At 63.1% G+C, this 24,770-nt stretch carries 23 protein-coding genes; 20 read left to right on the forward strand and 3 right to left on the reverse strand.

Annotated features, from left to right (window positions below; all coding sequences use genetic code 11):
- Positions 1-18: 18 nt before the first annotated feature.
- The 18 genes from GEV39_RS04050 (at position 19) to GEV39_RS04135 (ending at position 16,396) form a co-directional block, all read left to right on the forward strand.
- Positions 19-1,233, forward strand: a complete 1,215-nt coding sequence (locus GEV39_RS04050; protein WP_173887650.1) for an IscS subfamily cysteine desulfurase — start codon at positions 19-21, stop codon at positions 1,231-1,233.
- Between the two features lie 46 nt (positions 1,234-1,279).
- Positions 1,280-1,666 carry a Fe-S cluster assembly scaffold IscU gene (gene iscU, locus GEV39_RS04055; protein ID WP_003248539.1) on the forward strand — a complete coding sequence of 129 codons (387 nt, stop codon included), beginning with the start codon at positions 1,280-1,282 and terminating at the stop codon, positions 1,664-1,666.
- Positions 1,667-1,694: 28 nt separating this feature from the next.
- Positions 1,695-2,018: an iron-sulfur cluster assembly protein IscA gene (iscA, locus tag GEV39_RS04060; RefSeq protein WP_003248536.1), complete on the forward strand. Its 324-nt coding sequence runs from the start codon at positions 1,695-1,697 to the stop codon at positions 2,016-2,018.
- 8 nt (positions 2,019-2,026) lie between these two features.
- Positions 2,027-2,548 carry a co-chaperone HscB gene (gene hscB / locus GEV39_RS04065; RefSeq protein ID WP_054911407.1) on the forward strand — a complete coding sequence of 174 codons (522 nt, stop codon included), beginning with the start codon at positions 2,027-2,029 and terminating at the stop codon, positions 2,546-2,548.
- Positions 2,549-2,590: 42 nt separating this feature from the next.
- On the forward strand, positions 2,591-4,453 hold the full coding sequence (gene hscA / locus GEV39_RS04070) for a Fe-S protein assembly chaperone HscA (RefSeq protein WP_173887651.1): 1,863 nt from the start codon (positions 2,591-2,593) through the stop codon (positions 4,451-4,453).
- 3 nt (positions 4,454-4,456) lie between these two features.
- Entirely contained in the window at positions 4,457-4,798 is a 342-nt protein-coding gene (gene fdx, locus GEV39_RS04075; protein WP_023533300.1) for an ISC system 2Fe-2S type ferredoxin, read from the forward strand.
- Between the two features lie 10 nt (positions 4,799-4,808).
- Positions 4,809-5,009, forward strand: a complete 201-nt coding sequence (gene iscX, locus GEV39_RS04080; protein WP_173887652.1) for a Fe-S cluster assembly protein IscX — start codon at positions 4,809-4,811, stop codon at positions 5,007-5,009.
- 88 nt (positions 5,010-5,097) lie between these two features.
- The gene (gene ndk, locus GEV39_RS04085) at positions 5,098-5,523 is read left to right on the forward strand and encodes a nucleoside-diphosphate kinase (RefSeq protein ID WP_009682036.1); all 426 of its coding nucleotides are present in this window, start codon (positions 5,098-5,100) and stop codon (positions 5,521-5,523) included.
- A 28-nt stretch (positions 5,524-5,551) separates the two neighbouring features.
- Positions 5,552-6,697: a dual-specificity RNA methyltransferase RlmN gene (gene rlmN / locus GEV39_RS04090; RefSeq protein ID WP_009682035.1), complete on the forward strand. Its 1,146-nt coding sequence runs from the start codon at positions 5,552-5,554 to the stop codon at positions 6,695-6,697.
- A 14-nt stretch (positions 6,698-6,711) separates the two neighbouring features.
- Positions 6,712-7,473, forward strand: coding sequence for a type IV pilus biogenesis/stability protein PilW (gene pilW / locus GEV39_RS04095; protein ID WP_173887653.1), 762 nt, complete (start codon positions 6,712-6,714; stop codon positions 7,471-7,473).
- Entirely contained in the window at positions 7,470-8,498 is a 1,029-nt protein-coding gene (locus tag GEV39_RS04100) for a RodZ domain-containing protein (RefSeq protein WP_173887654.1), read from the forward strand. The genes pilW and GEV39_RS04100 overlap by 4 nt, the downstream gene beginning before the upstream one ends.
- Positions 8,499-8,501: 3 nt before the next feature.
- Positions 8,502-9,611, forward strand: a complete 1,110-nt coding sequence (gene ispG / locus GEV39_RS04105; protein WP_173887655.1) for a flavodoxin-dependent (E)-4-hydroxy-3-methylbut-2-enyl-diphosphate synthase — start codon at positions 8,502-8,504, stop codon at positions 9,609-9,611.
- A 25-nt stretch (positions 9,612-9,636) separates the two neighbouring features.
- Entirely contained in the window at positions 9,637-10,926 is a 1,290-nt protein-coding gene (hisS, locus tag GEV39_RS04110) for a histidine--tRNA ligase (RefSeq protein ID WP_173887656.1), read from the forward strand.
- 38 nt (positions 10,927-10,964) lie between these two features.
- On the forward strand, positions 10,965-11,606 hold the full coding sequence (locus tag GEV39_RS04115; protein WP_009682030.1) for a tetratricopeptide repeat protein: 642 nt from the start codon (positions 10,965-10,967) through the stop codon (positions 11,604-11,606).
- The gene (bamB, locus tag GEV39_RS04120; RefSeq protein WP_009682029.1) at positions 11,607-12,749 is read left to right on the forward strand and encodes an outer membrane protein assembly factor BamB; all 1,143 of its coding nucleotides are present in this window, start codon (positions 11,607-11,609) and stop codon (positions 12,747-12,749) included.
- A gap of 116 nt (positions 12,750-12,865) precedes the next feature.
- Positions 12,866-14,329: a ribosome biogenesis GTPase Der gene (gene der / locus GEV39_RS04125; RefSeq protein WP_009682028.1), complete on the forward strand. Its 1,464-nt coding sequence runs from the start codon at positions 12,866-12,868 to the stop codon at positions 14,327-14,329.
- A 139-nt stretch (positions 14,330-14,468) separates the two neighbouring features.
- Entirely contained in the window at positions 14,469-15,617 is a 1,149-nt protein-coding gene (locus GEV39_RS04130; protein WP_173887657.1) for a pyridoxal phosphate-dependent aminotransferase, read from the forward strand.
- Positions 15,605-16,396: an amidohydrolase gene (locus GEV39_RS04135; RefSeq protein WP_029885485.1), complete on the forward strand. Its 792-nt coding sequence runs from the start codon at positions 15,605-15,607 to the stop codon at positions 16,394-16,396. Before GEV39_RS04130 ends, GEV39_RS04135 begins: the two co-directional genes overlap by 13 nt.
- Positions 16,397-16,498: 102 nt before the next feature.
- Here GEV39_RS04135 and GEV39_RS04140 read toward each other — a convergent pair whose 3' ends face one another.
- Positions 16,499-19,054, reverse strand: coding sequence for a PepSY domain-containing protein (locus GEV39_RS04140; protein WP_173891646.1), 2,556 nt, complete (start codon positions 19,052-19,054; stop codon positions 16,499-16,501).
- 227 nt (positions 19,055-19,281) lie between these two features.
- Positions 19,282-21,585: a TonB-dependent receptor gene (locus tag GEV39_RS04145; RefSeq protein ID WP_173887658.1), complete on the reverse strand. Its 2,304-nt coding sequence runs from the start codon at positions 21,583-21,585 to the stop codon at positions 19,282-19,284.
- Positions 21,586-21,805: 220 nt separating this feature from the next.
- Here GEV39_RS04145 and GEV39_RS04150 point away from each other — a divergent pair, with 220 nt between their 5' ends.
- Positions 21,806-22,486, forward strand: a complete 681-nt coding sequence (locus GEV39_RS04150; protein ID WP_029885073.1) for a Fe2+-dependent dioxygenase — start codon at positions 21,806-21,808, stop codon at positions 22,484-22,486.
- 2 nt (positions 22,487-22,488) lie between these two features.
- A complete protein-coding gene (locus GEV39_RS04155; RefSeq protein ID WP_029885072.1) occupies positions 22,489-23,238 on the forward strand; it encodes a tetratricopeptide repeat protein in 750 nt (249 codons plus the stop codon).
- Between the two features lie 105 nt (positions 23,239-23,343).
- Here the strand turns inward: GEV39_RS04155 and GEV39_RS04160 are convergent, their stop codons facing one another.
- Positions 23,344-24,507, reverse strand: a complete 1,164-nt coding sequence (locus tag GEV39_RS04160; RefSeq protein WP_029885071.1) for a type III PLP-dependent enzyme — start codon at positions 24,505-24,507, stop codon at positions 23,344-23,346.
- Between the last annotated feature and the right edge of the window lie 263 nt (positions 24,508-24,770).

Below are 24,770 nucleotides of genomic sequence, written 5' to 3' on the forward strand. Positions count from 1 at the left end.
GCCTGATAGGAGAGACAAATGAAGTTGCCGATCTACCTCGATTACTCCGCGACTACGCCGGTTGACCCACGCGTCGCCCAGAAAATGGCCGAATGCCTGCTGGTTGACGGGAACTTCGGTAACCCGGCTTCGCGCTCCCACGTGTTCGGCTGGAAGGCCGAAGAAGCGGTCGAGAACGGCCGCCGCCAGGTTGCCGAGCTGATCAACGCCGACCCGCGCGAGATCGTCTGGACCAGCGGTGCCACCGAGTCCGACAACCTCGCCCTCAAGGGCGTGGCGCACTTCTATCAGACCAAGGGCAAGCACATCATCACCTCCAAGATCGAGCACAAGGCGGTGCTGGATACCGCTCGCCAGCTGGAGCGTGAAGGTTTCGAAGTCACCTACCTGGAGCCGGGCGAAGACGGTATCGTCACCCCGGCCATGGTCGAGACCGTGCTGCGTGACGACACTATTCTGGTGTCGCTGATGCACGTGAACAACGAAGTCGGCTCGATCAACGACATCGCCGCCATCGGTGAGCTGACCCGTGCGCGTGGCGTGCTGTTCCATGTCGATGCCGCCCAGTCGGCCGGCAAGGTGGAAATCGACGTGCAGAAGCTGAAGGTCGACCTGATGTCGTTCTCGGCGCACAAAGCCTACGGCCCGAAAGGCATCGGCGCGCTGTACGTCAGCCGCAAGCCGCGTGTACGTCTGGAAGCCATCATCCACGGTGGTGGTCATGAGCGGGGCATGCGTTCGGGCACCCTGCCGACCCACCAGATCGTCGGCATGGGCGAAGCATTCGCCATCGCCAAGCAGGAAATGGCCGCCGAAAACGTGCGCATCAAGGCTCTGAGCGACCGCTTCTTCAAGCAGGTCTCCAGCCTTGAAGAGCTGTACGTCAACGGTAGCCAGACTGCCCGCGTTCCGCACAACCTGAACCTGAGCTTCAACTACGTCGAAGGCGAATCGCTGCTGATGTCGCTGAAGGACATCGCCGTATCGTCCGGTTCGGCGTGCACCTCCGCGTCGCTCGAGCCGTCGTATGTACTGCGCGCTCTGGGCCGCAACGACGAGCTGGCGCACAGCTCGATCCGCTTCTCCTTCGGCCGCTTCACCACCGAAGAAGAAGTCGACTACGCCGCGCAGAAAGTCTGCGAGGCCGTCAACAAACTGCGTGAACTGTCGCCGCTGTGGGATATGTACAAAGACGGCGTTGACATCTCCAAGATCGAGTGGGCCGCCCACTAAGCAGTCGCCGGCAAGAGCGGCTCCCTGATGAGGAAGGAATTGCACCATGGCATACAGTGAAAAGGTCATCGACCACTACGAAAACCCACGCAACGTCGGCAAGATGAATGCCGAAGACCCGGATGTCGGTACCGGCATGGTCGGCGCCCCTGCGTGTGGCGACGTGATGCGTCTGCAAATCAAGGTCAACGAGCAGGGCGTGATCGAAGACGCCAAGTTCAAGACCTACGGTTGCGGTTCGGCCATCGCTTCCAGCTCCCTCGCCACCGAGTGGATGAAGGGCAAGACCCTGGACGAAGCCGAAACCATCAAGAACACCCAGCTGGCAGAAGAACTGGCGTTGCCGCCGGTCAAGATCCACTGCTCGGTACTCGCCGAAGATGCCATCAAGGCAGCTGTGCGCGATTACAAGCAGAAGAAAGGCTTGATCTAAGTCGCCTGTTGCGAGGTAAGGAGTCCTGATGGCTATCAGCATGACAGAAGCCGCCGCCAACCACATTCGCCGCTCCCTCGATGGGCGCGGCAAAGGTGAGGGCATTCGCCTGGGCGTGCGCACCACCGGTTGCTCGGGCCTGGCCTACGTGCTGGAGTTCGTTGACGAGCTGGCCGACGAAGACCAGGTGTTCGAAAACCACGGCGTCAAGGTGATCATCGATCCCAAGAGCCTGGTGTACCTCGACGGCACCGAGCTGGACTTCGTCAAGGAAGGGTTGAACGAAGGCTTCAAGTTCAACAACCCCAACGTGCGCGGTGAGTGTGGCTGCGGCGAAAGCTTCAACGTTTGAGGCCGGCTGTGGGTACTCCTTGTCACTACGCATTGTTTGACCTCCAGCCAAGCTTCCGCCTGGATCTCGACAAGCTGGCCACTCGCTACCGCGAGCTGGCCCGCGAAGTCCATCCCGACCGTTTTGCCGACGCTTCCGAGCGAGAGCAGCGGGTCGCGCTGGAAAAGTCCGCAGCCCTCAACGACGCCTACCAGACGCTGCGCAGTGCGCCGCGTCGTGCCCGCTATCTGCTGGCCATCAGCGGTCATGAAGTGCCCCAGGAAGTCACGGTCCACGACCCGGACTTCCTGTTGCAGCAGATGCAGTGGCGCGAAGAGCTGGAAGAGCTGCAGGACGAAGCCGACCTGGACGGCGTAGCGGCATTCAAGAAGCGCTTGAAGGCCGCCCAGGACTCGCTGAACGAGGATTTCGCTGCCTGCTGGGACGTTCCCGCCGAGCGCGACAAGGCTGAACGCCTGATGCGCCGCATGCAGTTCCTCGACAAGCTCGCCCAAGAAGTGCGCCAACTGGAAGAGCGCCTCGACGATTAACCCGGTGTCGCCCGTGATGGCACCTAAGGTACTCAGATAAGCATGGCCCTACTGCAGATTGCCGAACCCGGTCAAACCCCCCAACCGCACCAGCGTCGCCTGGCGGTGGGCATTGACCTGGGTACCACCAACTCCATGGTCGCCGCATTGCGCAGCGGCCGCAGCGAGCCCCTGCCCGATGCGCAGGGTAACGTCATTCTGCCGTCCGCGGTACGCTACCTCGACGGGCGTATCGAGGTGGGGCAGGCCGCGCGTGAGGCCGCTTCCAGCGACCCGCTGAACACCGTGCTGTCGGTCAAGCGCCTGATGGGGCGCGGCGTTGCCGACGTCAAGCAGTTGGGCGAGCAGCTGCCTTACCGTTTTGTCGGCGGTGAGTCGCACATGCCGTTCATCGATACCGTGCAGGGCCCGAAAAGCCCGGTCGAAGTGTCCGCAGACATCCTCAAGGTGCTGCGTGAACGGGCCGAAGCGACCCTGGGTGGCGAGCTGGTAGGCGCGGTGATCACCGTGCCAGCCTATTTCGACGACGCTCAGCGCCAGGCGACTAAAGACGCTGCACGCCTGGCAGGCCTGAACGTGCTGCGCCTGCTCAATGAGCCGACCGCCGCTGCCGTGGCCTACGGCCTGGACCAGAACGCTGAAGGCGTGGTGGCCATCTATGACCTGGGCGGCGGTACCTTTGACATTTCCATCCTGCGCCTGACTGCCGGTGTGTTCGAAGTGCTGGCCACCGGCGGCGACACCGCCCTGGGCGGCGACGATTTCGACCATGCCATCGCCGGCTGGATCATCGAGCAGGCCGGTCTCTCCTCCGACCTGGACCCGGCCACCCAGCGCGCACTGCTGCAGACTGCCTGCGCGGCCAAAGAGGCCCTGACTGACGCCGACGTCGTCAATGTCAGCCATGGCGCCTGGCAAGGTGAGCTGAGCCGTGTCGCCTTCGACGCCATGATCGAGCCGATGATCGCCCGCAGCCTCAAGGCGTGCCGCCGCGCGGTGCGCGACAGCGGCGTTGAAATGGACGAAGTCAGTGCCGTGGTCATGGTCGGTGGCTCAACCCGTGTGCCGCGTGTGCGCGATGCGGTGGGTGCGCTGTTTGGCCGCACGCCGCTGACCTCGATCGACCCGGACCAGGTGGTGGCCATCGGCGCCGCGATTCAGGCTGACACCCTGGCCGGCAACCGCCGCGAAGGTGGCGAACTGCTGCTGCTCGATGTCATTCCGCTGTCGCTTGGCCTCGAAACCATGGGCGGGCTGATGGAGAAGGTGATCCCGCGCAACACCACCATCCCGGTGGCGCGTGCCCAGGAGTTCACCACTTACAAAGACGGCCAGACGGCCATGATGATCCACGTGCTGCAAGGCGAGCGTGAACTGATCAGCGACTGCCGCTCGCTGGCGCGCTTCGAGCTGCGTGGCATTCCGGCCATGGTCGCCGGCTCGGCAAAAATCCGCGTTACCTTCCAGGTGGATGCCGACGGCCTGCTCAGCGTCGCCGCGCGCGAGCTGGGTTCGGGCGTGGAAGCCAGCATCCAGGTCAAGCCGTCCTACGGCCTGACCGACGGCGAAATCGCCCGCATGCTCAAGGACTCGTTCGAACACGCCGGTTCCGACAAGCACGCCCGCCAGTTGCGCGAGCACCAGGTGGACGCCGAGCGCCTGCTCGAAGCGGTGCAGGGCGCCCTGGACGCCGACGGCGAACGCTTGCTCAGCAGTGACGAGCGCGACGCCATCGAATTCCAGATGCAAGAACTACGTGATTTGCTGGCGGGCACCGATGGCGCAGCCATCGAGCAACAGACCAAGCGTCTGTCGCAGGTGACCGACGCATTTGCCGCCCGTCGCCTTGATTCGACGGTCAAAGCCGCACTGGCCGGGCGCAACCTGAATGAGATCGAGGAGTAATCGATGCCGCTGGTAACCTTCCTGCCGCATGAGAAGTTCTGCCCTGAAGGCCTGACCGTGGATGTACCAGCCGGGACCAACATCCTGGAGCTGGCCCACGACCATCACATCGAGATGGAGAGCGCCTGTGGCGGCGTCAAGGCTTGTACCACCTGCCACTGTATTGTTCGCAAAGGTTTCGATTCGCTCGAAGAAGCCGATGAACTGGAAGAGGACATGCTGGACAAGGCCTGGGGCCTGGAGGCGCAGTCGCGCCTGGGTTGCCAGGTGGTGGTCGCCGACCAGGACCTGACCATCGAGATCCCCAAGTATTCGCTGAACCACGCTGCCGAAGCACCGCACTGAGGGCCTGTACATGAGTCTGAAATGGGTTGATGTACTTGAAATCGCCATCCAGCTTGCAGAAAGCAAGCCGGACGTCGATCCTACATATGTGAATTTCGTCGACCTGCACCGCTGGGTGCTGGCATTGCCAGAGTTCAGCGACGATCCGTCACGCGGCGGTGAGAAAGTGCTTGAGGCAATCCAGGCCGCCTGGATTGACGAAGCCGACTAAGCGTTGCGTGCAGGTTAGGCAATCCCCTCGAACCCGCGTATAATTCGCGGGTTTAATTTTTCGTAACACTCATATTCTGGAGTTTTCCATGGCTGTTCAACGTACCTTCTCGATCATCAAGCCTGACGCCGTTGCCAAAAACGTCATCGGCAAGATCACCACCCGTTTCGAAGAAGCCGGCCTGAAAATCGTTGCCTCGAAAATCAAGCAACTGTCCAAAGCCGAAGCTGAAGGCTTCTACGCTGAGCACAGCGAGCGCGGCTTCTTCGGTGACCTGGTTGCCTTCATGACTTCCGGTCCGGTTGTTGTTCAGGTCCTGGAAGGCGAAAACGCCATCGCCAAGAACCGTGAGCTGATGGGCGCTACCAACCCTAAAGAAGCTGCTCCTGGCACCATCCGCGCCGACTTCGCCGAGTCCATCGACGCCAACGCCGTTCACGGTTCGGACTCCGAAGCTGCTGCTGCTCGCGAAATCGCTTACTTCTTCGCTGCTACCGAGGTAACCACTCGCTAAGCGAAAGCTTACGGGTGAGGGTGAATCCATGACGACATCTACTGGCAAAATCAACCTGTTGGGCCTGACCCAGCCGGAAATGGAACAATTCTTCGACTCTATCGGGGAGAAGCGCTTCCGCGCCGGCCAGGTGATGAAATGGATTCACCATTTTGGCGTGTCCGATTTTGCGGCCATGACCAACGTTGGCAAGGCCTTGCGCGAGAAGCTCGAGGCCGTTGCCGAAATTCGCCCCCCGGAAGTGGTCAGTGAAGACATTTCCGCCGACGGCACCCGCAAGTGGGTGATCCGCGTTGCCTCCGGCAGCTGCGTCGAAACCGTCTACATTCCTACCGACGACCGCGGCACCCTGTGCGTATCGTCGCAAGCCGGCTGTGCCCTGGACTGCAGCTTCTGCTCCACCGGCAAGCAAGGCTTCAACAGCAACCTCACCGCCGCCGAAGTGATCGGCCAGGTGTGGCTTGCCAACAAATCCTTCGGGACCGTCCCTGCCAAAATCGACCGCGCCATTACCAACGTGGTGATGATGGGCATGGGCGAGCCTCTGCTGAACTTCGACAACGTCATCGCCGCCATGAAAATCATGATGGATGACCTCGGCTACGGCATTTCCAAGCGTCGTGTCACCTTGTCCACCTCGGGCGTGGTGCCAATGATCGACGAACTGGCCAAGCACATCGACGTGTCGCTGGCACTGTCGCTGCACGCCCCTAACGACGAACTGCGCAACAAGCTGGTGCCGATCAACAAGAAGTACCCGCTGAAAATGCTGCTGGAATCGTGCATGGGCTACATGGCCACCCTGGGCGGCAAGCGCGTGCTGACCATCGAGTACACCCTGCTCAAGGACGTCAACGACCAGCCAGAGCATGCCGCGCAAATGATCGAGCTGCTGCGCGACGTGCCGTGCAAGATCAACCTGATCCCGTTCAACCCGTTCCCGCATTCGGGCTATGAGCGGCCTAGCAACAATGCCATTCGTCGTTTCCAGGACCTGCTGCACCACGGTGGTTTCAACGTGACCACCCGTACTACCCGTGGCGACGACATCGACGCTGCCTGCGGCCAGTTGGTGGGGCAGGTCAACGACCGCACGCGCCGCAGTGAGCGCTATATCGCTGTGCGCCAACTGTCTGCGGATGTCGAGCTGCAAGACAGCGCCGCCAGCCACTGACCGGGACCTTGCCCATGAGCCTGCGCGCCGCGCTGTCGATCCTTGCGCTTTCGCTGCTGGCCGGCTGCGTGTCGGGCGGCGCGAGCGACCCGCTGGGCAGCCGCCAGGGCAGGGTCGAAGCGGGGCGGGCCTACGTGCAGCTTGGGCTGGGTTATTTGCAACAGGGTTTGACCGAACAGGCCAAGGCGCCACTGGGCAAGGCCCTGGCCCTGGACAGCAGCGATGCCGATGCGCACGCGGCCCTGGCCCTGGTGTTCCAGGCCGAAGGTGAGCCGGCGCTGGCCGAAACACACTTTCGCAAGGCCCTGCAAAGCAGCGGCGGCAATACGCGAATTCGCAACAACTACGGCAGTTTCCTTTATGCTCAGGGGCGATTTGCCGAGGCCGAGCAGATGTTTCGCCTGGCCAGTGCCGATACCCTGTATCCTGAGCGCTCGCGCGTGTACGAGAACCTTGGCCTGACTGCCTTGAGGCTCGAGCGCCGCGAGCAGGCGCAGGCCTACCTGGTGAAAGCATTGCAGCTCAACCAGCGGCAACCCAGGGCGTTGCTGGAAATGGCTGAGTTGTCCTACGAAAACAGGCATTATGTGCCGGCCCGGGACTACTACGATCGTTTCAGCGAGCTGAGCGCGCACGATGCCCGTAGCCTGCTGCTGGGCAGCCGCCTTGCCAGGGTATTCGACGAGCAGGGCGCACTGGCCGAAACGGGCCAGCAATTACAACGACTTTATCCCGGTACGCCGGAATATCAGCAATACCTGTCGGAGCAACGATGAACGCCGCGCATCCCGAAGTAGCAGTAGCGCCTGGCCAGAACCCCGGTGAGCTTTTGCGCCTGGCCCGTGAGAAACGGGACTGGTCGCAAGCCGAGGTGGCCCGCAAGCTAAACCTCACTGTCAGTTCGCTGAACCACGTGGAAACCGGCGCCTTCGACAAGCTGCCCGGGCATACATTTGCCCGTGGCTACATACGTGCCTACGCCAAGCTACTGGACCTGGACCAGGCTGCGCTGGTCGATGCCTTCGACCGCTACACCGGTACCCACGCCAAGGGCAGCGACGTGCATTCGCTGGGCCGCATCGAAGAGCCATCGCGCCTGTCGCACAATATCCTGCGCGGCGTCAGCCTGCTGTTGCTGCTCGCCGTGGTCGGTGGCGGTTTCGTCTGGTGGCAGGACCAGGGCAGCCTGCGTGGCAAGGACCTGGCCAAGATGGCCCTGGAGCATGTGGAAGTCGAAAGCGCCGACGGCACCACCCAGATCCACCCGCTCGATGAGCCTGAAGACCAGGCCGTTACTGCCGGCCAGCAGGCTGAGACTGCACCGCTGCCGCTGGCGCAGGGCACGGGCGAACAACCCGCTGCAGCTGGCGAGCAGCCGGCGGCCGGTACAGCCACGGCGCCAGCCGCTGCGGCGGCAACCGCCCAGCAGGCGCCAGTGCAGGCAGCCGCCAGCACCCCGGTGGCCCCGGTATCTCCCGCTACGGCCGCGCCGGCCACCGCCACGCCTGCGGCCCCTGCCGCGGCGGTCGCCGCCAGTGAGCCTGTGCCAGCGCCGCCCGGTAGCGGCAAGGTCGCCATTCAGTTCACCGCCGATTGCTGGACCCAGGTTTCCGACGGCAACGGCAAGGTGCTGTTCAGCGCCATCAAGCGCAAAGGGGACAACCTCGAACTGACCGGCAAGCCGCCGTTCGCGGTACGCCTGGGCTTCGCCCGGGGCGCCCAGGTCAGCTACAACGGCCAGACCGTCGATGTTGCCCCGTTCACCAGTGGCGAGACTGCTCGCCTGAAGTTGGGACAGTAAGTCATGCACGGCGAATCTCCGATCAAACGTCGCGAATCCCGCAAAATCTGGGTCGGCAATGTGCCGGTGGGTGGTGATGCCCCCATCGCGGTGCAGAGCATGACCAACACCGACACCAACGATGTGGCCGCCACCGTGGCGCAAATCCAGCGCCTGGTCGATGCCGGCGTCGACATAGTGCGCGTATCGGTGCCAGACATGGACGCCGCCGAAGCCTTCGGCAAGATCAAGCAACAGGTGAGCGTGCCGCTGGTAGCCGATATCCATTTCGATTACAAGATCGCCCTGCGGGTGGCCGAGCTGGGCGTCGATTGCCTGCGCATCAACCCGGGCAACATCGGCCGCGAAGACCGCGTACGCGCAGTGGTCGACGCTGCTCGCGACCGCGGCATCCCGATCCGCATCGGGGTCAACGCCGGTTCGCTGGAAAAAGACCTGCAGAAGAAGTACGGCGAGCCAACCCCGGCCGCGCTGGTCGAGTCGGCCCTGCGCCATGTCGAGCACCTCGACCGCCTCGACTTCCAGGACTTCAAGGTCAGCGTCAAGGCCTCCGACGTGTTCATGGCCGTTGAGGCCTACCGCCTGTTGGCCAAGCAGATCGTGCAGCCGCTGCACCTGGGTATCACCGAAGCCGGTGGCCTGCGTTCAGGCACGGTGAAATCCGCCGTCGGCCTCGGTATGCTGCTGGCCGAAGGCATTGGCGATACCATTCGCATCTCGCTGGCGGCCGACCCGGTCGAAGAAGTGAAGGTCGGCTACGACATCCTCAAGTCGCTGCACCTGCGCTCGCGCGGCATCAACTTCATCGCCTGCCCGAGCTGCTCGCGGCAGAACTTCGATGTGGTCAAGACCATGAACGAGCTGGAAGGGCGCCTGGAAGACCTGCTGGTACCGCTGGACGTGGCAGTGATCGGTTGCGTGGTCAACGGCCCGGGTGAAGCCAAGGAAGCCCATGTCGGCCTGACTGGCGGTACGCCGAACCTGATCTACATCGACGGCAAGCCGGCGCAGAAACTGACCAACGACAACCTGGTCGATGAGCTGGAAAAACTCATCCGCCAGAAAGCGGCCGAAAAGGCCGAAGCCGACGCGGCGCTGATCGTCCGTGGCTGACACACAGAATTCGTAAGGACTTTTCGTGAGCAAATCGCTGCAAGCCATCCGTGGCATGAACGACATCCTGCCAGAACAGTCGCCGCTGTGGCGCTACTTCGAAGGCACCGTCGCCGGCCTGCTGGACACCTACGGGTACAGCCAGATCCGCACGCCGATCGTCGAGTTCACCGAGCTGTTCAAGCGCTCGATCGGCGAAGTGACCGATATCGTCGAAAAAGAGATGTACACCTTCGAGGACCGCAATGGCGACTCGCTGACCTTGCGCCCTGAAGGCACCGCCGCCTGCGTGCGTGCCGTGCTCGAGCACGGCATTACCGGTAACGGCCAGGTGCAGAAACTGTGGTACATCGGCCAGATGTTCCGCCACGAGCGCCCGCAGAAGGGCCGTTACCGGCAGTTCCACCAGATTGGCGTGGAAGTGTTCAACCTCGACGGCCCGGACATCGACGCCGAGCTGATCATGCTGACCTGGCGCCTGTGGGGCCTGTTGGGCATTCAGGACGCGGTAAAGCTCGAACTCAACAGCCTCGGCACCAGCGAGGCCCGCGCCCGCTACCGTGATGCGCTGGTCGAGTTCCTGTCCGCACGCCTGGAGCAGCTGGATGAAGACAGCCAGCGCCGCCTGAAAAGCAACCCGCTGCGCATTCTCGACAGCAAGGACCAGAACACCCAGGCGGTGCTGGTTGGGGCGCCCAAGCTGGAAGACTATCTGGACGAACCTTCACGCGTGCACTTCGAGGGCCTCAAGGCTCGCCTGGAGGCCGCCGGCATTCCGTTCGTGATCAACACCAAGCTGGTGCGTGGCCTGGACTACTACAGCAAGACCGTATTCGAGTGGGTGACCGACAAGCTCGGCGCCCAGGGCACCGTGTGTGCCGGTGGCCGCTACGACGGCCTGGTCGAGCAGATGGGCGGCAAACCGACCACCGGCGTTGGTTTCGCCATGGGTATCGAGCGTCTGATCCTGCTGCTGGAAACCCTGGGCAAGGTGCCGGAGTCCATCAGCCGTACTGTCGACGTCTACCTGTGTGCCTTTGGCGAGCAGGCCGAGCTGGCCGGGCTGCGCCTTTCCGAAGGTTTGCGCGACCGTTTGCCGGGCTTGCGCCTGGCCGTCAACGCCGGCGGCGGCAGTTTCAAGAGCCAGTTCAAGAAAGCCGATAAAAGCGGTGCGCTGTTCGCCCTGATCCTCGGTGACGACGAACTGGCCAAGCAAGTCATCGGCTTGAAGCCCCTGCGTGGCCAGGGTGAGCAACAGAACATTGCCTGGGATGCTCTTGCCGAGCACCTGGAAACCGCGATCACGCAGGCGTAACGCGGTTCAACAACGAATAGGCGAAAAGGAGTATTGGGGTGTCGAGTACTGATGATGATGACCTGGCAGGGGTCAAGGACTGGTGGAACCGCAATGGCAAGCCGCTGCTGACCGGCGCATTGCTGGCAGGTGTGGTGGTGCTGGGCTGGAATACCTGGCACAAGTACCAGAACAACCAGTCGCAAGGGGCCTCGCAGTTGTACCAGGCCCTGCTCGAAACCAGCCTGACGCCAAGCGGTCAGCCCGACGCCACCAAGGTCGCGGAACTGGCCGGCAAGCTCAAGAGCGAGTTTGGCGGTACGGCCTATGCCCAGTACGGTAGCCTGTTCGTGGCCAAGGTCGCGGTCGAGAGCGGCAAGCTCGACGACGCCGCCGCCGAGCTCAAAGGTGTGCTGGACAAGCCTGCCGATGCCACCCTGGGCGAAATCTCGCGCCAGCGCCTGGCTCGCGTGCTGGCCGCCCAGAACAAGGCCGAAGACGCCCTGAAGCTGCTTGACGGTGATGCCGACAAGGCGTTCCTGGCCAGCCGTGAAGAGTTGAAGGGTGACCTGCTGGTACAACTGGGTCGCGCCAGCGACGCGCACAGCGCTTACGAGAAAGCCAAGGCTGCGTTGTCCGATGACGCCGCAGTCGGTGGCCTGCAATTGAAGCTGGATGACCTGGCTAAAGGGGACGCGTAAGTGATCGGTTGGAAACATGCAGCAGTGCTGACCCTGGCCGTACTGGCCGCAGGTTGCAGCAGCAACAGCAAGAAGGAACTGCCCCCGGCCGAGCTGACCAAGTTCACCGAGGAAGTGGTGCTGAAGAAGCAGTGGAGCCGTTCGATCGGTGACGGCCAGGGTGAAACCTACAACACCTTGGTACCGGCCATCGAGAACGACCGCATCTACGCTTCCGACGTCCACGGCGACGTCTATGCCCTCGATCGCATCACCGGCGACGTGGTCTGGAACAAGGACCTGGAGCTGCCGGTTTCCGGCGCCGTGGGCGTGGGTTACGGCCTGGTCATGCTCGGCACCCTCAAGGGTGAAGTCATTGCCCTGGATTCCAGCACCGGTGAAGAGCGCTGGCGCTCCCGTGTGACCAGCGAAGTGCTGGCCCCGCCTGCCAACAACGGTGACGTGGTCGTGGTGCAGACCCAGGACGACCGCCTGATTGGCCTGGACGCCGCTACCGGCGACCGCCGTTGGATCTACGAAAACACCCCGGCCGTACTGACCCTGCGTGGCACCGGTGCGCCGATCGTCACCAACCGCCTGGCCATTGCCGGCCTGTCGACCGGCAAGGTGGTGGCGGTGGACATCAACAACGGCGTGCCGGTGTGGGAAAGCCGCGTGGCCATTCCCCAGGGCCGTTCCGAGCTGGAGCGCGTGGTCGACATCGATGGCGGCCTGCTGCTGTCTGGTCAAACCCTGTATGTCAGCACTTACCAGGGCCGCGTAGCGGGCCTGGACCTGGAAAGCGGCCGTGTGCTGTGGCAGCGTGATGCCTCCAGCTACGTGGGTGTCGCCCAGGGCTTCGGTAACGTTTACGTCAGCGAAGCTTCAGGCACTGTCGAAAGTGTCGACGAGCGCACTTCCAGCGCCCTGTGGTCCAACGACAGCATGGCCCGTCGCCAGCTCTCTGCGCCGGAAGTGTATTCCAGCTACGTGGCCGTGGGCGACTTCGAAGGTTACCTGCACCTGCTGAGCCAGGTCGATGGTCGCTTCGTGGGCCGTGAGCGTATCGACAGCGATGGCCTGCGCGCCCGCCCACTTGTGGTCGGTGACACCATCTATGTCTTCGGCAACAGCGGCAAGCTCGAGGCACTGACCATCCGCTGAAGCTATGCTTGAAGCCTTGGCGGGCTTCAAGCCGCGGCGCAGGAAGCGCCGCCCGTACTCCGGCCGCTGCCTTGCAGCGGCCTTTGCATTTTCAAGAATTCGAGAGTGGAGAGCCGATGGTTCCCGTAATTGCCCTGGTGGGCCGCCCGAACGTCGGCAAATCCACCATGTTCAACCGCCTGACCAAGACCCGCGATGCCATCGTCGGTGACCTGTCGGGCCTGACCCGTGACCGCCAGTATGGTGATGCCAGCTGGCAGGGTCGTTCCTTCATCCTGATCGACACCGGCGGTATCACCGGTGACGAAGTGGGCATGGACGAGAAAATGGCCGAGCAGTCGCTCATGGCCATCGAGGAGGCCGACTACGTCCTGTTCCTGGTCGATGCCCGCGCCGGCATGACCGCCGCCGACCAGATGATTGCCGAGCACCTGCGCAAGCGCAACAAAGAGGCGATTCTGGTCGCCAACAAAATCGACAACATCGACGCCGACGTGGCCCGCGCCGAGTTCTCGCCGCTGGGCATGGGCAACGCCATTCCGGTAGCCGGCTCCCAGGGCCGCGGTATCAACGCGCTGATGGAAGCCGTGCTCGGCCACCTGCCGCGCGACCAGGTCGAAGAAGCCCTGGACGCCGACGTCGCCGAAGGCGAAGAAGCGGTGCGCATTCCCGGCCCGAGCGAAAAGGATGGCATCAAGATCGCCATCATCGGCCGCCCGAACGTCGGCAAGTCGACCCTGGTCAACCGCATGCTCGGTGAAGAGCGTGTGGTGGTGTACGACCAGCCGGGCACCACCCGCGACAGTATCTACATTCCCTTCGAGCGCGATGGCGAGAAGTACACGTTCATCGACACTGCCGGTGTGCGCAAGCGTGGCAAGATCCACGAGGAAGTCGAAAAGTTCTCGGTGGTGAAGACGCTGCAGGCGATCAAGGACGCCAACGTGGTGATCTTCGTCATGGACGCCCGCGAAGGTGTGGTCGACCACGACTTGAACCTGCTGGGCTTTGCCCTGGAAGCCGGGCGCGCGATCGTCATTGCCCTGAACAAGTGGGACGGCATGCAGCCGGGCGAGCGTGACTACGTCAAGACCGAGCTGGAGCGCCGGCTGTTCTTCGTCGATTTCGCCGACATCCACTTCATTTCCGCCTTGCATGGCACTGGCGTGGGCAACCTGTACAAGTCGGTGCAGGCTGCCTTCAAGTCGGCGGTCACCCGCTGGCCGACCAGCCGCCTGACGCAAATCCTCGAAGATGCGGTGAGCGAGCACCAGCCACCGCTGGTCAACGGTCGTCGCATCAAGCTGCGCTATGCCCACCTCGGCGGGGCCAACCCGCCGCTGATCGTGATCCATGGCAACCAGACCGAGAAGATTCCGAAGTCGTACTCGCGCTACCTGGAAAACACCTACCGCCGTGTGCTGAAGCTGGTCGGCACGCCGATCCGCATCGAATACAAGGGCGGTGAGAACCCGTACGAGGGCAAGAAGAACACCCTCACAGACCGCCAGGTCAACAAGAAGCGCCGCCTGATGTCGCACCACAAGAAGGCCGAGAAGAAGCGCCGCGACAAGCGTTGACCAGTTGCAAGCTGCAAGCTGCAAGCCGCAAGTAAAAGCAGACCGCGTTTCTCGCTGCTTTATCTTGTAGCTTGTAGCTTGTAGCTTGTAGCTTGTAGCTTGTAGCTTATAGCTCTCAGTCCCCAGGAAAGAGGGCTCCATGATCCGCAGCAAACTGCCGAATGTCGGCACGACCATCTTCACCACCATGTCCCAGCTCGCCGTGCAGACCGGCGCGCTCAACCTGTCGCAAGGCTTCCCCGATTTCAACGGCCCGCAGGCGCTGCTCGATGCAGTCGGCCGGCATGTGGCCGCCGGGCATAACCAGTATTCGCCGATGACCGGCCTGCCGGCCCTGCGCCAGCAGGTGGCGACCAAGGTTGCGCGGCTGTATGGCGCGCAGGTGGATGCCGACCAGGAAGTGACCATCACCCCCGGCGCCACCGAGGCGATCTTCTGCGCCATCCAGGCGGTGGTGCATGCCGGTGACGAGGTGATCGTCTTCGATCCGTGCTACGACAGCTACGCGCCTTCGGTGGAGCTGGCCGGTGGCCGTTGCGTGCATGTGCAATTGAGCGACGGCGACTTCCGCATCGACTGGCAGAAGTTCAGCGATGCCCTGAGCCCGCGCACGCGCATGGTCATCCTCAATTCGCCGCACAACCCCAGCGGCGCCCTGATCACCCGCGAAGACCTCGACCAGCTGGCGCAGCTGATCGCCGACCGGGATATTTACCTGGTCAGCGACGAGGTCTACGAGCACCTGGTCTACGATGGGGTACGCCACGCCAGCGTGCTGGCCCATGCGCGGCTGTACCCGCGCGCCTTCGTGGTCAGTTCGTTCGGCAAGACCTACCACGTCACCGGCTGGAAGACCGGTTACGTGATCGCCCCGCCGGCGCTGAGCGCCGAACTGCGAAAGGTGCACCAGTACGTCAACTTTTGCGGCGTCACCCCGTTGCAGTGCGCGTTGGCCGACTTCATGGCTGAGCACCCGGAGCACATCGATGAGTTACCGGCCTTTTACCAGGCCAAGCGCGACCTGTTCTGCGGCTTGCTGGAGGGTTCGCGATTGCGCTTTACCCGCACGGCGGGCACTTATTTCCAGCTGGTGGACTATTCGCACATACGCCCGGACCTGAATGATGTCGACATGGCGCTGTGGCTGACCCGTGAGCACGGCGTAGCGACCATTCCGGTGTCGGTGTTCTACCAGCAACCCATCCCCGAGCAACGCCTGGTGCGCCTGTGCTTTGCCAAACGAGAGGAGACGCTGCGCCAGGCAGCGGAAAAACTATGCGCGATCTGAGCACATTGCCGAACCTGAAAATCGCCCTGGTGCAGACTACCCTTGCCTGGCATGACCGCGAGGCCAATTACGCGCACTTCGAGGTACTGCTTGAGCAGGCCGGTGAAGTGGACCTGGTGATCCTGCCAGAGATGTTCACCACGGGGTTTTCCATGCAATCGGAAAGCCTGTGCGAGCCTGAGAACGGCCCCACCTACAAATGGCTCAAGGCGCAGGCGAAAAAGTACAACGCGGTGATTACCGGAAGCGTGATCGTGCAGGCGGCCGATGGCAGCCACCGCAACCGGCTGCTGTGGGCGCGCCCGGATGGCGAGATTCTGCACTACGACAAGCGCCATCTGTTCCGCATGGCGGGCGAACACAAGCATTACACCCCGGGCGAGCGCCAGGTGCAGTTCGAGCTCAAGGGCTGGCGGATTCGCCCGCTGATCTGCTACGACCTGCGCTTCCCGGTATGGAGCCGCGACGCCCAGGACACCGACCTGCTGCTGTACACCGCCAACTGGCCGGCCGCTCGCCGCCAGCACTGGAACCGCCTGTTGCCGGCGCGGGGCATCGAGAACCTGTGTTACGTGGCGGCGGTGAACCGGGTGGGTACGGACGGCAAGGGCTTTGCTTATTCCGGTGACAGCCAGGTGCTGGATTTCCAGGGTGAAAGCCTGCTGAGTGCCGGTGAGGCGGACGGGGTGTTTACCGTGGTGCTGAGTGCGGCGGAGCTGGCGGCGTACCGCACCAAGTTCCCGGCCAACCTGGATGCCGATACCTTCGAGCTGCACTGACAGCAGGGCCGGCCTCTTCGCGGGTAAACCCGCTCCTACAACGACCGATGTAGGAGCGGGTTCACCCGCGAAGAGGCCAGTGCCGGCTACATCAAAGGCTGATCAGTACACATCCCGCCGATACCGCCCATCCTCGATCAACTGCTGCACAGCAGCCTCCCCAAGGATGCCATTGAGCGCCGCATCCACCCCCGAAGCCATGCCTTGCAGGCTGCCGCAGACATACACACACGCACCCTCTGCCAGCCAACGCTTGAACGCCTCGGCCTGCTGCAGCAACACATCCTGCACATACACTTTCTCGGCTTGATCGCGAGAGAACGCCAGGTCCAGCCGTGCCAGGTCGCCGTTGGCCAGCCAGCCTTGCAGCTCTTCACCACACAACAGGTCATGGGCGCGATTACGCTCACCGAACAGCAGCCAGTTGCGCTGCTCCCCCGCATTCACCCGCGCCCGCAGCAGGCTGCGCAGGCCGGCCAGGCCAGTGCCGTTGCCGATCAGGATCATGGGTGCGGCGTGGCCCGGCAGGTGGAAGCTGCTGTTGCGGCGCAGGCGCAGGCTCAGCGTGCCATTGAGCGGCAGGTACTCCGTCAACCAGCCGGAACCCAGGCCCAGGTGCCCATCGGCGTGGCGCTCCTGGCGCACGATCAACTCGAGTACGCCATCGCTGGCGATCGAGGCGATGGAGTATTCACGGCTGCCAATCGGCACCAGGGCATCGACCAGCGCCTGCGGCTGCAGGCCGATCAGGTGATCACGGCGCGTGGGCAACTGGCGACCGGCCAGCGCCTGGGCCAGGGTTTCACTCAGGCCATTGACCTGCACCGCTGTGGTTGCATCGACCGCCATGCCCTTGAGGAACGCGGCGACCCGCGGTGGACCATTGAGTGGCAGCACCTCCACCAGGTCGCCAGCCTCCCAACTGACCGGGGTTTGCGGTTGCAGGCCGAGCAGGTAGACCGGCTGGCCCTGGCTGCCGGGGTTGAGCAGCTTGCGCTGCACCAGCGTCCAGTTGGCGAAACTTGGCGGTTGCCAGGCGGCCACTGGCTGGGCCCCGGTCAGCTGCGCCAGTGCTTGCTGCCACTGCTGCAGGGCAGCCTGGTCGGCATTGTCCACTTCCACCGGGCTGAACGCGCTGTTGGCCCCGCGCTCGGCGAGCCACGCTTGCAGGCGGCGGGCGAAACCGCAGAAGTGCGGGTACTGGCGATCGCCAAGGGCGAGCAGGGCGTAGCTGAGGTTGTTCAGCGCCCAGGGTTGCCCAAGCACTTTGCGCTCGAAGGCGCGCGCGCTGTCGGGGGCTTCGCCGTCGCCGAAGGTGCTGACTACAAACAGCGCGCGGCGGGCCTGGCGCAAGTCTGCCTCACCCAGCTCGGCCAGGGCGCGGACCTGCACCGGCAGGCCGGCTGCCTGCAACTGGCCGGCGCTCTGCCAAGCCAGTTGCTCGGCCAGGCCGCTCTGGCTGGCGAAACCGATCAGCCAGCTGTCGCCGTTGCCACTGTTGCTGGCAACGCTGCCGCGAGCGGCGCGCACCTGGCGCTTCTTGCGGCGGCGGTCGAGGTACAGCAGCCAGCCGGTGACGAAGAACAGCGGCATGGTCAGGCTGGCGATGGTGACGATGATGCGCCCCGGCAGGCCAAAGTATTCACCCACGTGCAGGGCGTAGACGCTTTGCAGCAGTTGGGCCTTGAAGGATTTGTCGGTATAGCGCTCCTGGCGCTGGACCTGGCCGCTGGCCGGGTCCAGCACCAGGGTGTTGAAGGCCCGTGGGTGGTCGGCGCTGTCCAGCAGGTAGAACAGGTTGGCCGGCTGACCACCTGCCGGTGGCAGGCGCAGGTTGTACGCCGCCAGCCCGGGCCCGGCAGCCTGTTTGAGGCTGGCCCAGATGGCATCGTAGTCGACCACCCGCGGCGGCGCATTGGGGTCGACCTTTTGCGGCCCGTGGCGGCCTCGGCCCTCACCGCGTTTGTGCTGCTGGCCAGCGGCCGGGGCATCGGCCAGCAGCCTGTTCAGGCCTTCGCGGTACCACTCGTAGGACCAGAACAGCCCGGTCAGGGCAAACAGCAGGTAGAACAGCAGGCACCAGGTGCCGGCCACGGCGTGCAGGTCCCAGTTGAAGGCGCGGCCCTTCTTGGCCCAGTCCAAGGTCAGCCATGTGCGCCAGTTCAGCGCCTTGCGCGGCCAGCGCAGGTACAGGCCGGACAGGCAGAAAAACACCAGCAGCAGGGTGCAAGCGCCCGTGATCTGCCGGCCGGTATCACCCATCGCCAGGAAGCGGTGCAGGGTGAGCATGAGGTTGAAGAAGCCTTGCCCGGCCACTTCGCCCTTGAGCTCGCCGGTGTACGGGTCGGCGTAGCGCAGCAGGCCACGGCGTTCGCCCGGTGCGGGCATGAAGACGATACGGGCGGCATTGCCTTCGCGCACATCCACCCACAGCATCGACACCTGCTCGTGTTGCTGGGCTTCGACCCGTTGCACCAGCTCGGCTGGCGGCAGTACGCCTTCGGCGCGTACCTCGACCTTCAGCACGTCGGCATTGAAGGCGCGCAGCAGTTCTTCCTGGAACGAGTACAGTGCTCCGGTAATGCCCATCAAGGCCAGCACCAGGCCAGCGGTGATGCCAAAGAACCAGTGCAATTGGAACAGCGTCTTCTTCACCACATCATCACCTTGTGTTTCTGCCGCATGCTGCGCGGCGTGCATTATGCCTTGATACGCAAAAGCCCCGCTCATAGGGAATGAACGGGGTCGGGGCGGCTGTTGTTTATAGGGTTGTATAGTGCCTGTACCGGCCTCTTCGCGGCTAAAGCCGCTCCTACAGGCGGGGGGCAGCCGCAAGAGGGCCGGTACAGGCGCAGCCCATTCAACAGATCAAGCCAATCCCGGCATCAGAAGTGCACGCTGGTGGTCAGCAGTGCCGTGCGGCCAGCCGCCTGGTTGGCGAAGTGGGTAGAGAAGGCCTTGTCGTAGTAAACCTCGTTGGTCAGGTTCTGCACGTTCAATTGCAGGTCGATGTTCTTGGTCAGCTTGTAGGCAGCCATGGCGTCGTAGCGCACGTAGCTGTCGACCATGGTGGTGTTGGCTACGCTGCCGTACACGTCATCCACGTAGAACGCACCGCCCCCCACGGTCAGTTTTGGTGTAATCGCGTAGGTGGTCCACACGCTGGCGCTGTTGTTCGGGGTGTTCGGCAACTGGTTGCCGTCGTTGGCCTTGCCCAGCGGGCCGCCGTCGATCTGGCGGGCCTGCATGTAGGTGTAGCCAGCGAACACTTGCCACTTGGCGGTGATCTTGCCACTGGCCGACAGTTCGATACCCTGCACGCGGGTTTCGCCGACGTTCTCGTAGCTTGTGGTATCCACCTGAACGCGCGCGTTTTCCTTCTCGGTGCGGAACAGCGCGGCGGTCAGCGACAGGCGCTGGTCGAGCAGGTCCCACTTGGTGCCGATTTCGTAGTTGGTGGTTTCTTCCGGCTCCATGTCGCTGCTCAACAGGTTGCCGGCACGGTCGGTGGTGTTGCCCAGGGGGTTGGCCTCCATGCCTTCGCCCAGCATTGCACCCGGTGGGGTAGCAGAGGTGGCGTAGGACACGTAGACGCTGCCGTTGTCGGCCGGTTTCCACACCAGGCCCAGCTGGCCGGTGACGAACTCGCTGGTATCCTTGCCTTTGGCGGCTACGCCCTTGGCATTGACCACGGTGGCGCCAGCAGCGTCATAGGTGCGGTACTGGGTATCGAAGTGGTCGTAACGCAGGCCCATGTTCACCAGCCATGCAGGCGACAACTCAAGGGTGTTGAATACATACAGGGCGCGGGTGTCGCTCTTGGTGTCGGTGCCGGCGTAGTTGCGGGCGATGCTGCCGTTCCACGGGTCATCCGGGTTCGGGTTGCTCAGCGAGGTGCAGTTGTAGCCGCTGTTGGCGCCGATCAGGCTGGGGTTGCACACGGATGCATTCAGCCCGGTGTTGGTGTTGACAGTGTAGCTGGAGCGGTCGCTTTCTTCGCGGCTCAGCTCGATGCCGGTGGAGAAGCTGTTCTTCATGCCGCCCAGGTAGAACTCGCCAAACAGGTCGGTCTGGTTGGTGGTGGTGGCGGTGTTGCCAACGCGGGTGTTGGCCCGGCGCCAGACGCTGCCGTTGTTGACGTTGCCCTTGCTGTCGTCCGGTTGGGTGAGGATGTAGTCCTGCATGCTGTTACCGTGGCGCAGGGTGTTCTTCACGGTCAGCGTGTCGGTCAGGTCGTGTTCGATGGCGAAGGTGGCGATATCCACCCGGCTCTTGCGGAAGTCGCGACCGCTCAGGCCATAGAAGTTGTCGCTGTCGCCGCCATCATCCGGCTTGCTCGGGTGGGCCGAAGTACGGGCAGCGCTGCCAGCCACCGGGATGCTGTACGGGATGCCCGAATCCGGCAGGTCGTCGCTTTCCAGGTGGTAGTAGTCGAGGTTGACGCGGGTCGGCGTGCCCAGGCCGAAGGCCAGCGACGGGGCGATGCCCCAGCGGTCGTAGTTCACCTTGTCGCGGCCGGCGACGTTGCTTTCATGGGTCATCAGGTTCAGGCGGCCGGCCACGGTGTCGCTGAATTGGTAGTTACCGTCGAAGGTATAGCGTTGGGTCTGGTCGCTACCCCAGGTCCAGGCACCGTCCAGCGAGTTGCCCAAGTGCGCGCGCTTGCTCACCAGGTTGATGGTACCCCCCGCTGCCCCGCGGCCACCCACGGCGGAGTTCGGGCCCTTGGCCACTTCAACCGACTCGATGGCGAAGATTTCGCGGGTTTGTGCGCCAGTGTCGCGCACGCCGTCCAGGTAGGTGTCGCCCTGGGCATCGAAACCGCGAATGAACGGGCGGTCGCCTTGCGGGTTGCCACCTTCGCCGGCGCCGAAGGTAATGCCTGGCACGGTGCGCAGCGCGTCTTGCAGGGTCAGGGCATTGGTATCCTTGATCACCTGTTGCGGAATCACCGTGACCGAGCGCGGGGTGTCCACCAATGGTGCAGTGTACTTCTGCGAAGCTGCGCGCTCGGTTTTGTAGTCGCTGCTGGCCTGCTCAGCCTTGCCGTTCACGCTGGTGGCATCCAGGGTGATGGCACTGCTGGCCGCTGGGTCGGCGGCGTAGGCCGACGATGCGCCAAGCGCGATGCCTATGGCGCTAACGATCAGACGCGGTGAGCTTACTGCAGATGGTACGGACTGGCGCATTGCTGGAAACCTTCCCCAAGGTGGTGAGGCGGCGGATACTAATGTAAGCGATTGTGACTAACAATTGAGATTCGTTACCATTCGTGAAGAATTTACAATCTTTACAATTTGCCCTTAAGTTTCCATTCGGCTGAAACGTCGTAAGCGGCGAAAAGGCTTGTGTAGCGCAAAAGGGAATCAATATCATTGGGCCTTTACAGTTCCCGACGGTAACCTTGCCATGCTGTTGCACATCCCAGGCCTGTTCGCCGCTGACGAACTGGCCCGTATTCGCGAGGCCCTGGAGCAGGCTGACTGGGCCGATGGCAAGGTGACTGCCGGTTACCAGTCGGCCAAGGCCAAGCACAACCTGCAACTGCCAGAAGGGCACCCGCTGGCCAAGGAAATCGGCACCGCGCTGATCGATCGCCTGTGGAAAACCCCGCGCTTCCTTTCGGCGGCGTTGCCGCACAAGGTGTTCCCGCCACTGATCAATTGCTACCGCGAGGGCGGCAATTTCGGCTTTCACATCGACAATGCCCTGCGCCAGCCCAAGGGCAGCCCCGAGCGCGTGCGTACCGACCTGTCGTCCACGCTGTTTCTCAGTGACCCGGGCAGCTACGACGGGGGGGAACTGGTCATTCAGGACACCTATGGTGAGCAGCAGGTCAAGCTGGCGGCCGGTGACCTGGTGCTTTACCCCGGCACCAGCCTGCACAAGGTCAACCCGGTTACCCGCGGGCAGCGCTATGCCGCCTTCTTCTGGACCCAGAGCCTGGTGCGTGAGGACAGCCAGCGCGCGCTGCTGTTCGAAATGGACAATGCCATCCAGCAACTGACGGCCGATGTGCCAGAACACCCTGCGTTGCTGCAACTGACGGGCACCTACCACAACCTGCTGCGCCGCTGGGCCGAGGTCTGACCGTGGGCTATCAGTTGCGGCGTGAGGAAGTGCTGGACGTGGCCGGGTTGCGGGCCATGCTTGAGCAAAGCCCGGGCAAGGCGGCCCAGGCCATCCTGGCAGCGGCGGGGCAGGGCGTGGTCGAAGCGCAGTTGCTGCTCGGGCAGATCCTGCTCGATGGGCGCGGGATAGAAGCCGACGCCGAGGTTGCCCGGCGCTGGTTTGCCATTGCCGCGCAAGGTGGCAACGCCATGGCACATAACATGCTCGGGCGTTGCCTGGAGCATGGCTGGGGCGGCGCGGTAAACCTGGCGCAAGCCGCCGTGCACTATGCCCGCGCCGCCGATGCCGGGCTTGCTTGGGGGCTGTACAACCTGGGTAACCTGCTGGCCACCGGGCGTGGTGTGCCGGCCAACCAGGCGCAGGCGCTGATGTGCTATGAGAAGGCCGCACAGCAGGGGCATGCCAAGTCGATGAACCTGTACGGGCGCTATCTGGAGCAGGGCATTGCCACCGCGCCCAGCCCAGCGCGTGCGGTGCGCTGGTATCGCCGGTCGGCCGAGGCAGGGGATTTTCGCGGCATGTTCAGCCTGGGGCTGGTGCTGGTCGAGCGTGGCCAGGTGGCCGAGGCTGCGCCTTGGCTGGAGCGTGCGCGGGTCGAGGGTAACCTGAATTTCCTGCGTGCGGCGCTGGTGACCCTGCAGGGCGCGGGGCCGGTGCTCATGGCGTTTGCCGCGCGCTATGCCGAGGAAATTGAACGGCGCGAGGCTTGAAGTTGCCTGTGCTGGCCCAATCGCCGGCAAGCCGGCTCCCACCTCGACAGCGCTGATCTCGGCATCTGCACACATGAAAACGGGGCCTCGCGGCCCCGTTGTGCATTACAGGTAGTAGGCCTTCAGCGGCGGGAAGCCGTTGAATTCCACGGCGCTGTAGCTGGTGGTGTAGGCACCGGTCGACAGCCAGTACAGGCGGTCACCAATGGCCAGGTTCAGCGGCAGGCCGTACTTGTAGTTCTCGTACATGATGTCGGCGCTGTCGCAGGTAGGGCCGGCGATGACCACTTCTTCGGTTTCGCCTTTCTTCTCGGTCCAGATCGGGAACTTGATGGCTTCGTCCATGGTTTCGATCAGGCCGGAGAACTTGCCCACGTCGGTGTAGATCCAGCGCTCGACGGCGGTACGCGACTTGCGTGCAACCAGCACCACTTCGCTGACCAGGATGCCGGCGTTGGCAATCAGCGAACGGCCAGGTTCGAGGATGATTTCCGGCAGCTCGTCACCGAAGTCTTCCTTGAGGAAGCGAATGATCTCTTCGGCATAGGTTTCCAGGCTGTTGGTACGGGTGATGTAGTTGGCCGGGAAGCCACCGCCCATGTTGATCAGCTTCAGTTCGATGCCGTCTTCTTCCTTCAGGCGCTCGAAGATCACCTTGACCTTGGCGATGGCGGCGTCCCACACACTGATGTCGCGCTGTTGCGAACCGACGTGGAAGGAGATGCCGTAGGGCACCAGGCCCAGGTCGCGGGCCAGGATCAGCAGGTCCATGGCCATGTCGGTCTGGCAGCCGAATTTGCGCGACAGCGGCCAGTCGGCAGTGGTCGAGCCTTCGGTGAGGATACGCACGTACACTTTCGAGCCCGGGGCGGCCTTGGCGATGTTGCGCAGGTCGGCTTCGGAGTCGGTGGCATACAGGCGCACGCCCTTCTCGTAGAAGTAGCGGATGTCCTTGGACTTCTTGATGGTGTTGCCATAGCTGATGCGGTCAGCGCTGACGCCGCGGCCCAACACCTTGTCCAGCTCGTAGATCGAGGCGATGTCGAAGCTCGAACCTTTCTCCTTGAGCAGGTCGATGATCTCGACGGCCGGGTTGGCCTTCACCGCATAGTAGACCTTGGCGAATTCGAAACCGGCGCGCAGGTCGTCGTAGGCCTGGCTGATCATCTGGGTATCGATGAGTACGAACGGGGTTTCCTGCTTGTCGGCGAACGCCTTCATTTTCTGGAAGGTATCACGCGCGAAATAGTCTTCGACCTGGATCGACATGCTCAGGGACTCCATGGGCAAACTGAAAGATTAAGTGGCTGCAAGCTGAACGTCCTCCGTATCCCCACTTTGGTTCGCCTACTCAGTACTTGAGCCGGATGGATCGTTTCCAGCATGGACGTTCGGCGCGCACTTTAGGGCGTGAAGAATGCAGAATCAACAGGCAATCCTGGCGTGATCGGCGTTGATCGGCCACCTGTCGTTTGAATAAACGACTCATATGACCGGCTGATGTTCCCGGTGGTGTTTCAAGCGTAAAAAAT

This window comes from Pseudomonas sp. NY5710, assembly GCF_013305665.1.
GTDB classification, from domain to species: Bacteria; Pseudomonadota; Gammaproteobacteria; order Pseudomonadales; family Pseudomonadaceae; genus Aquipseudomonas; species Aquipseudomonas juntendi.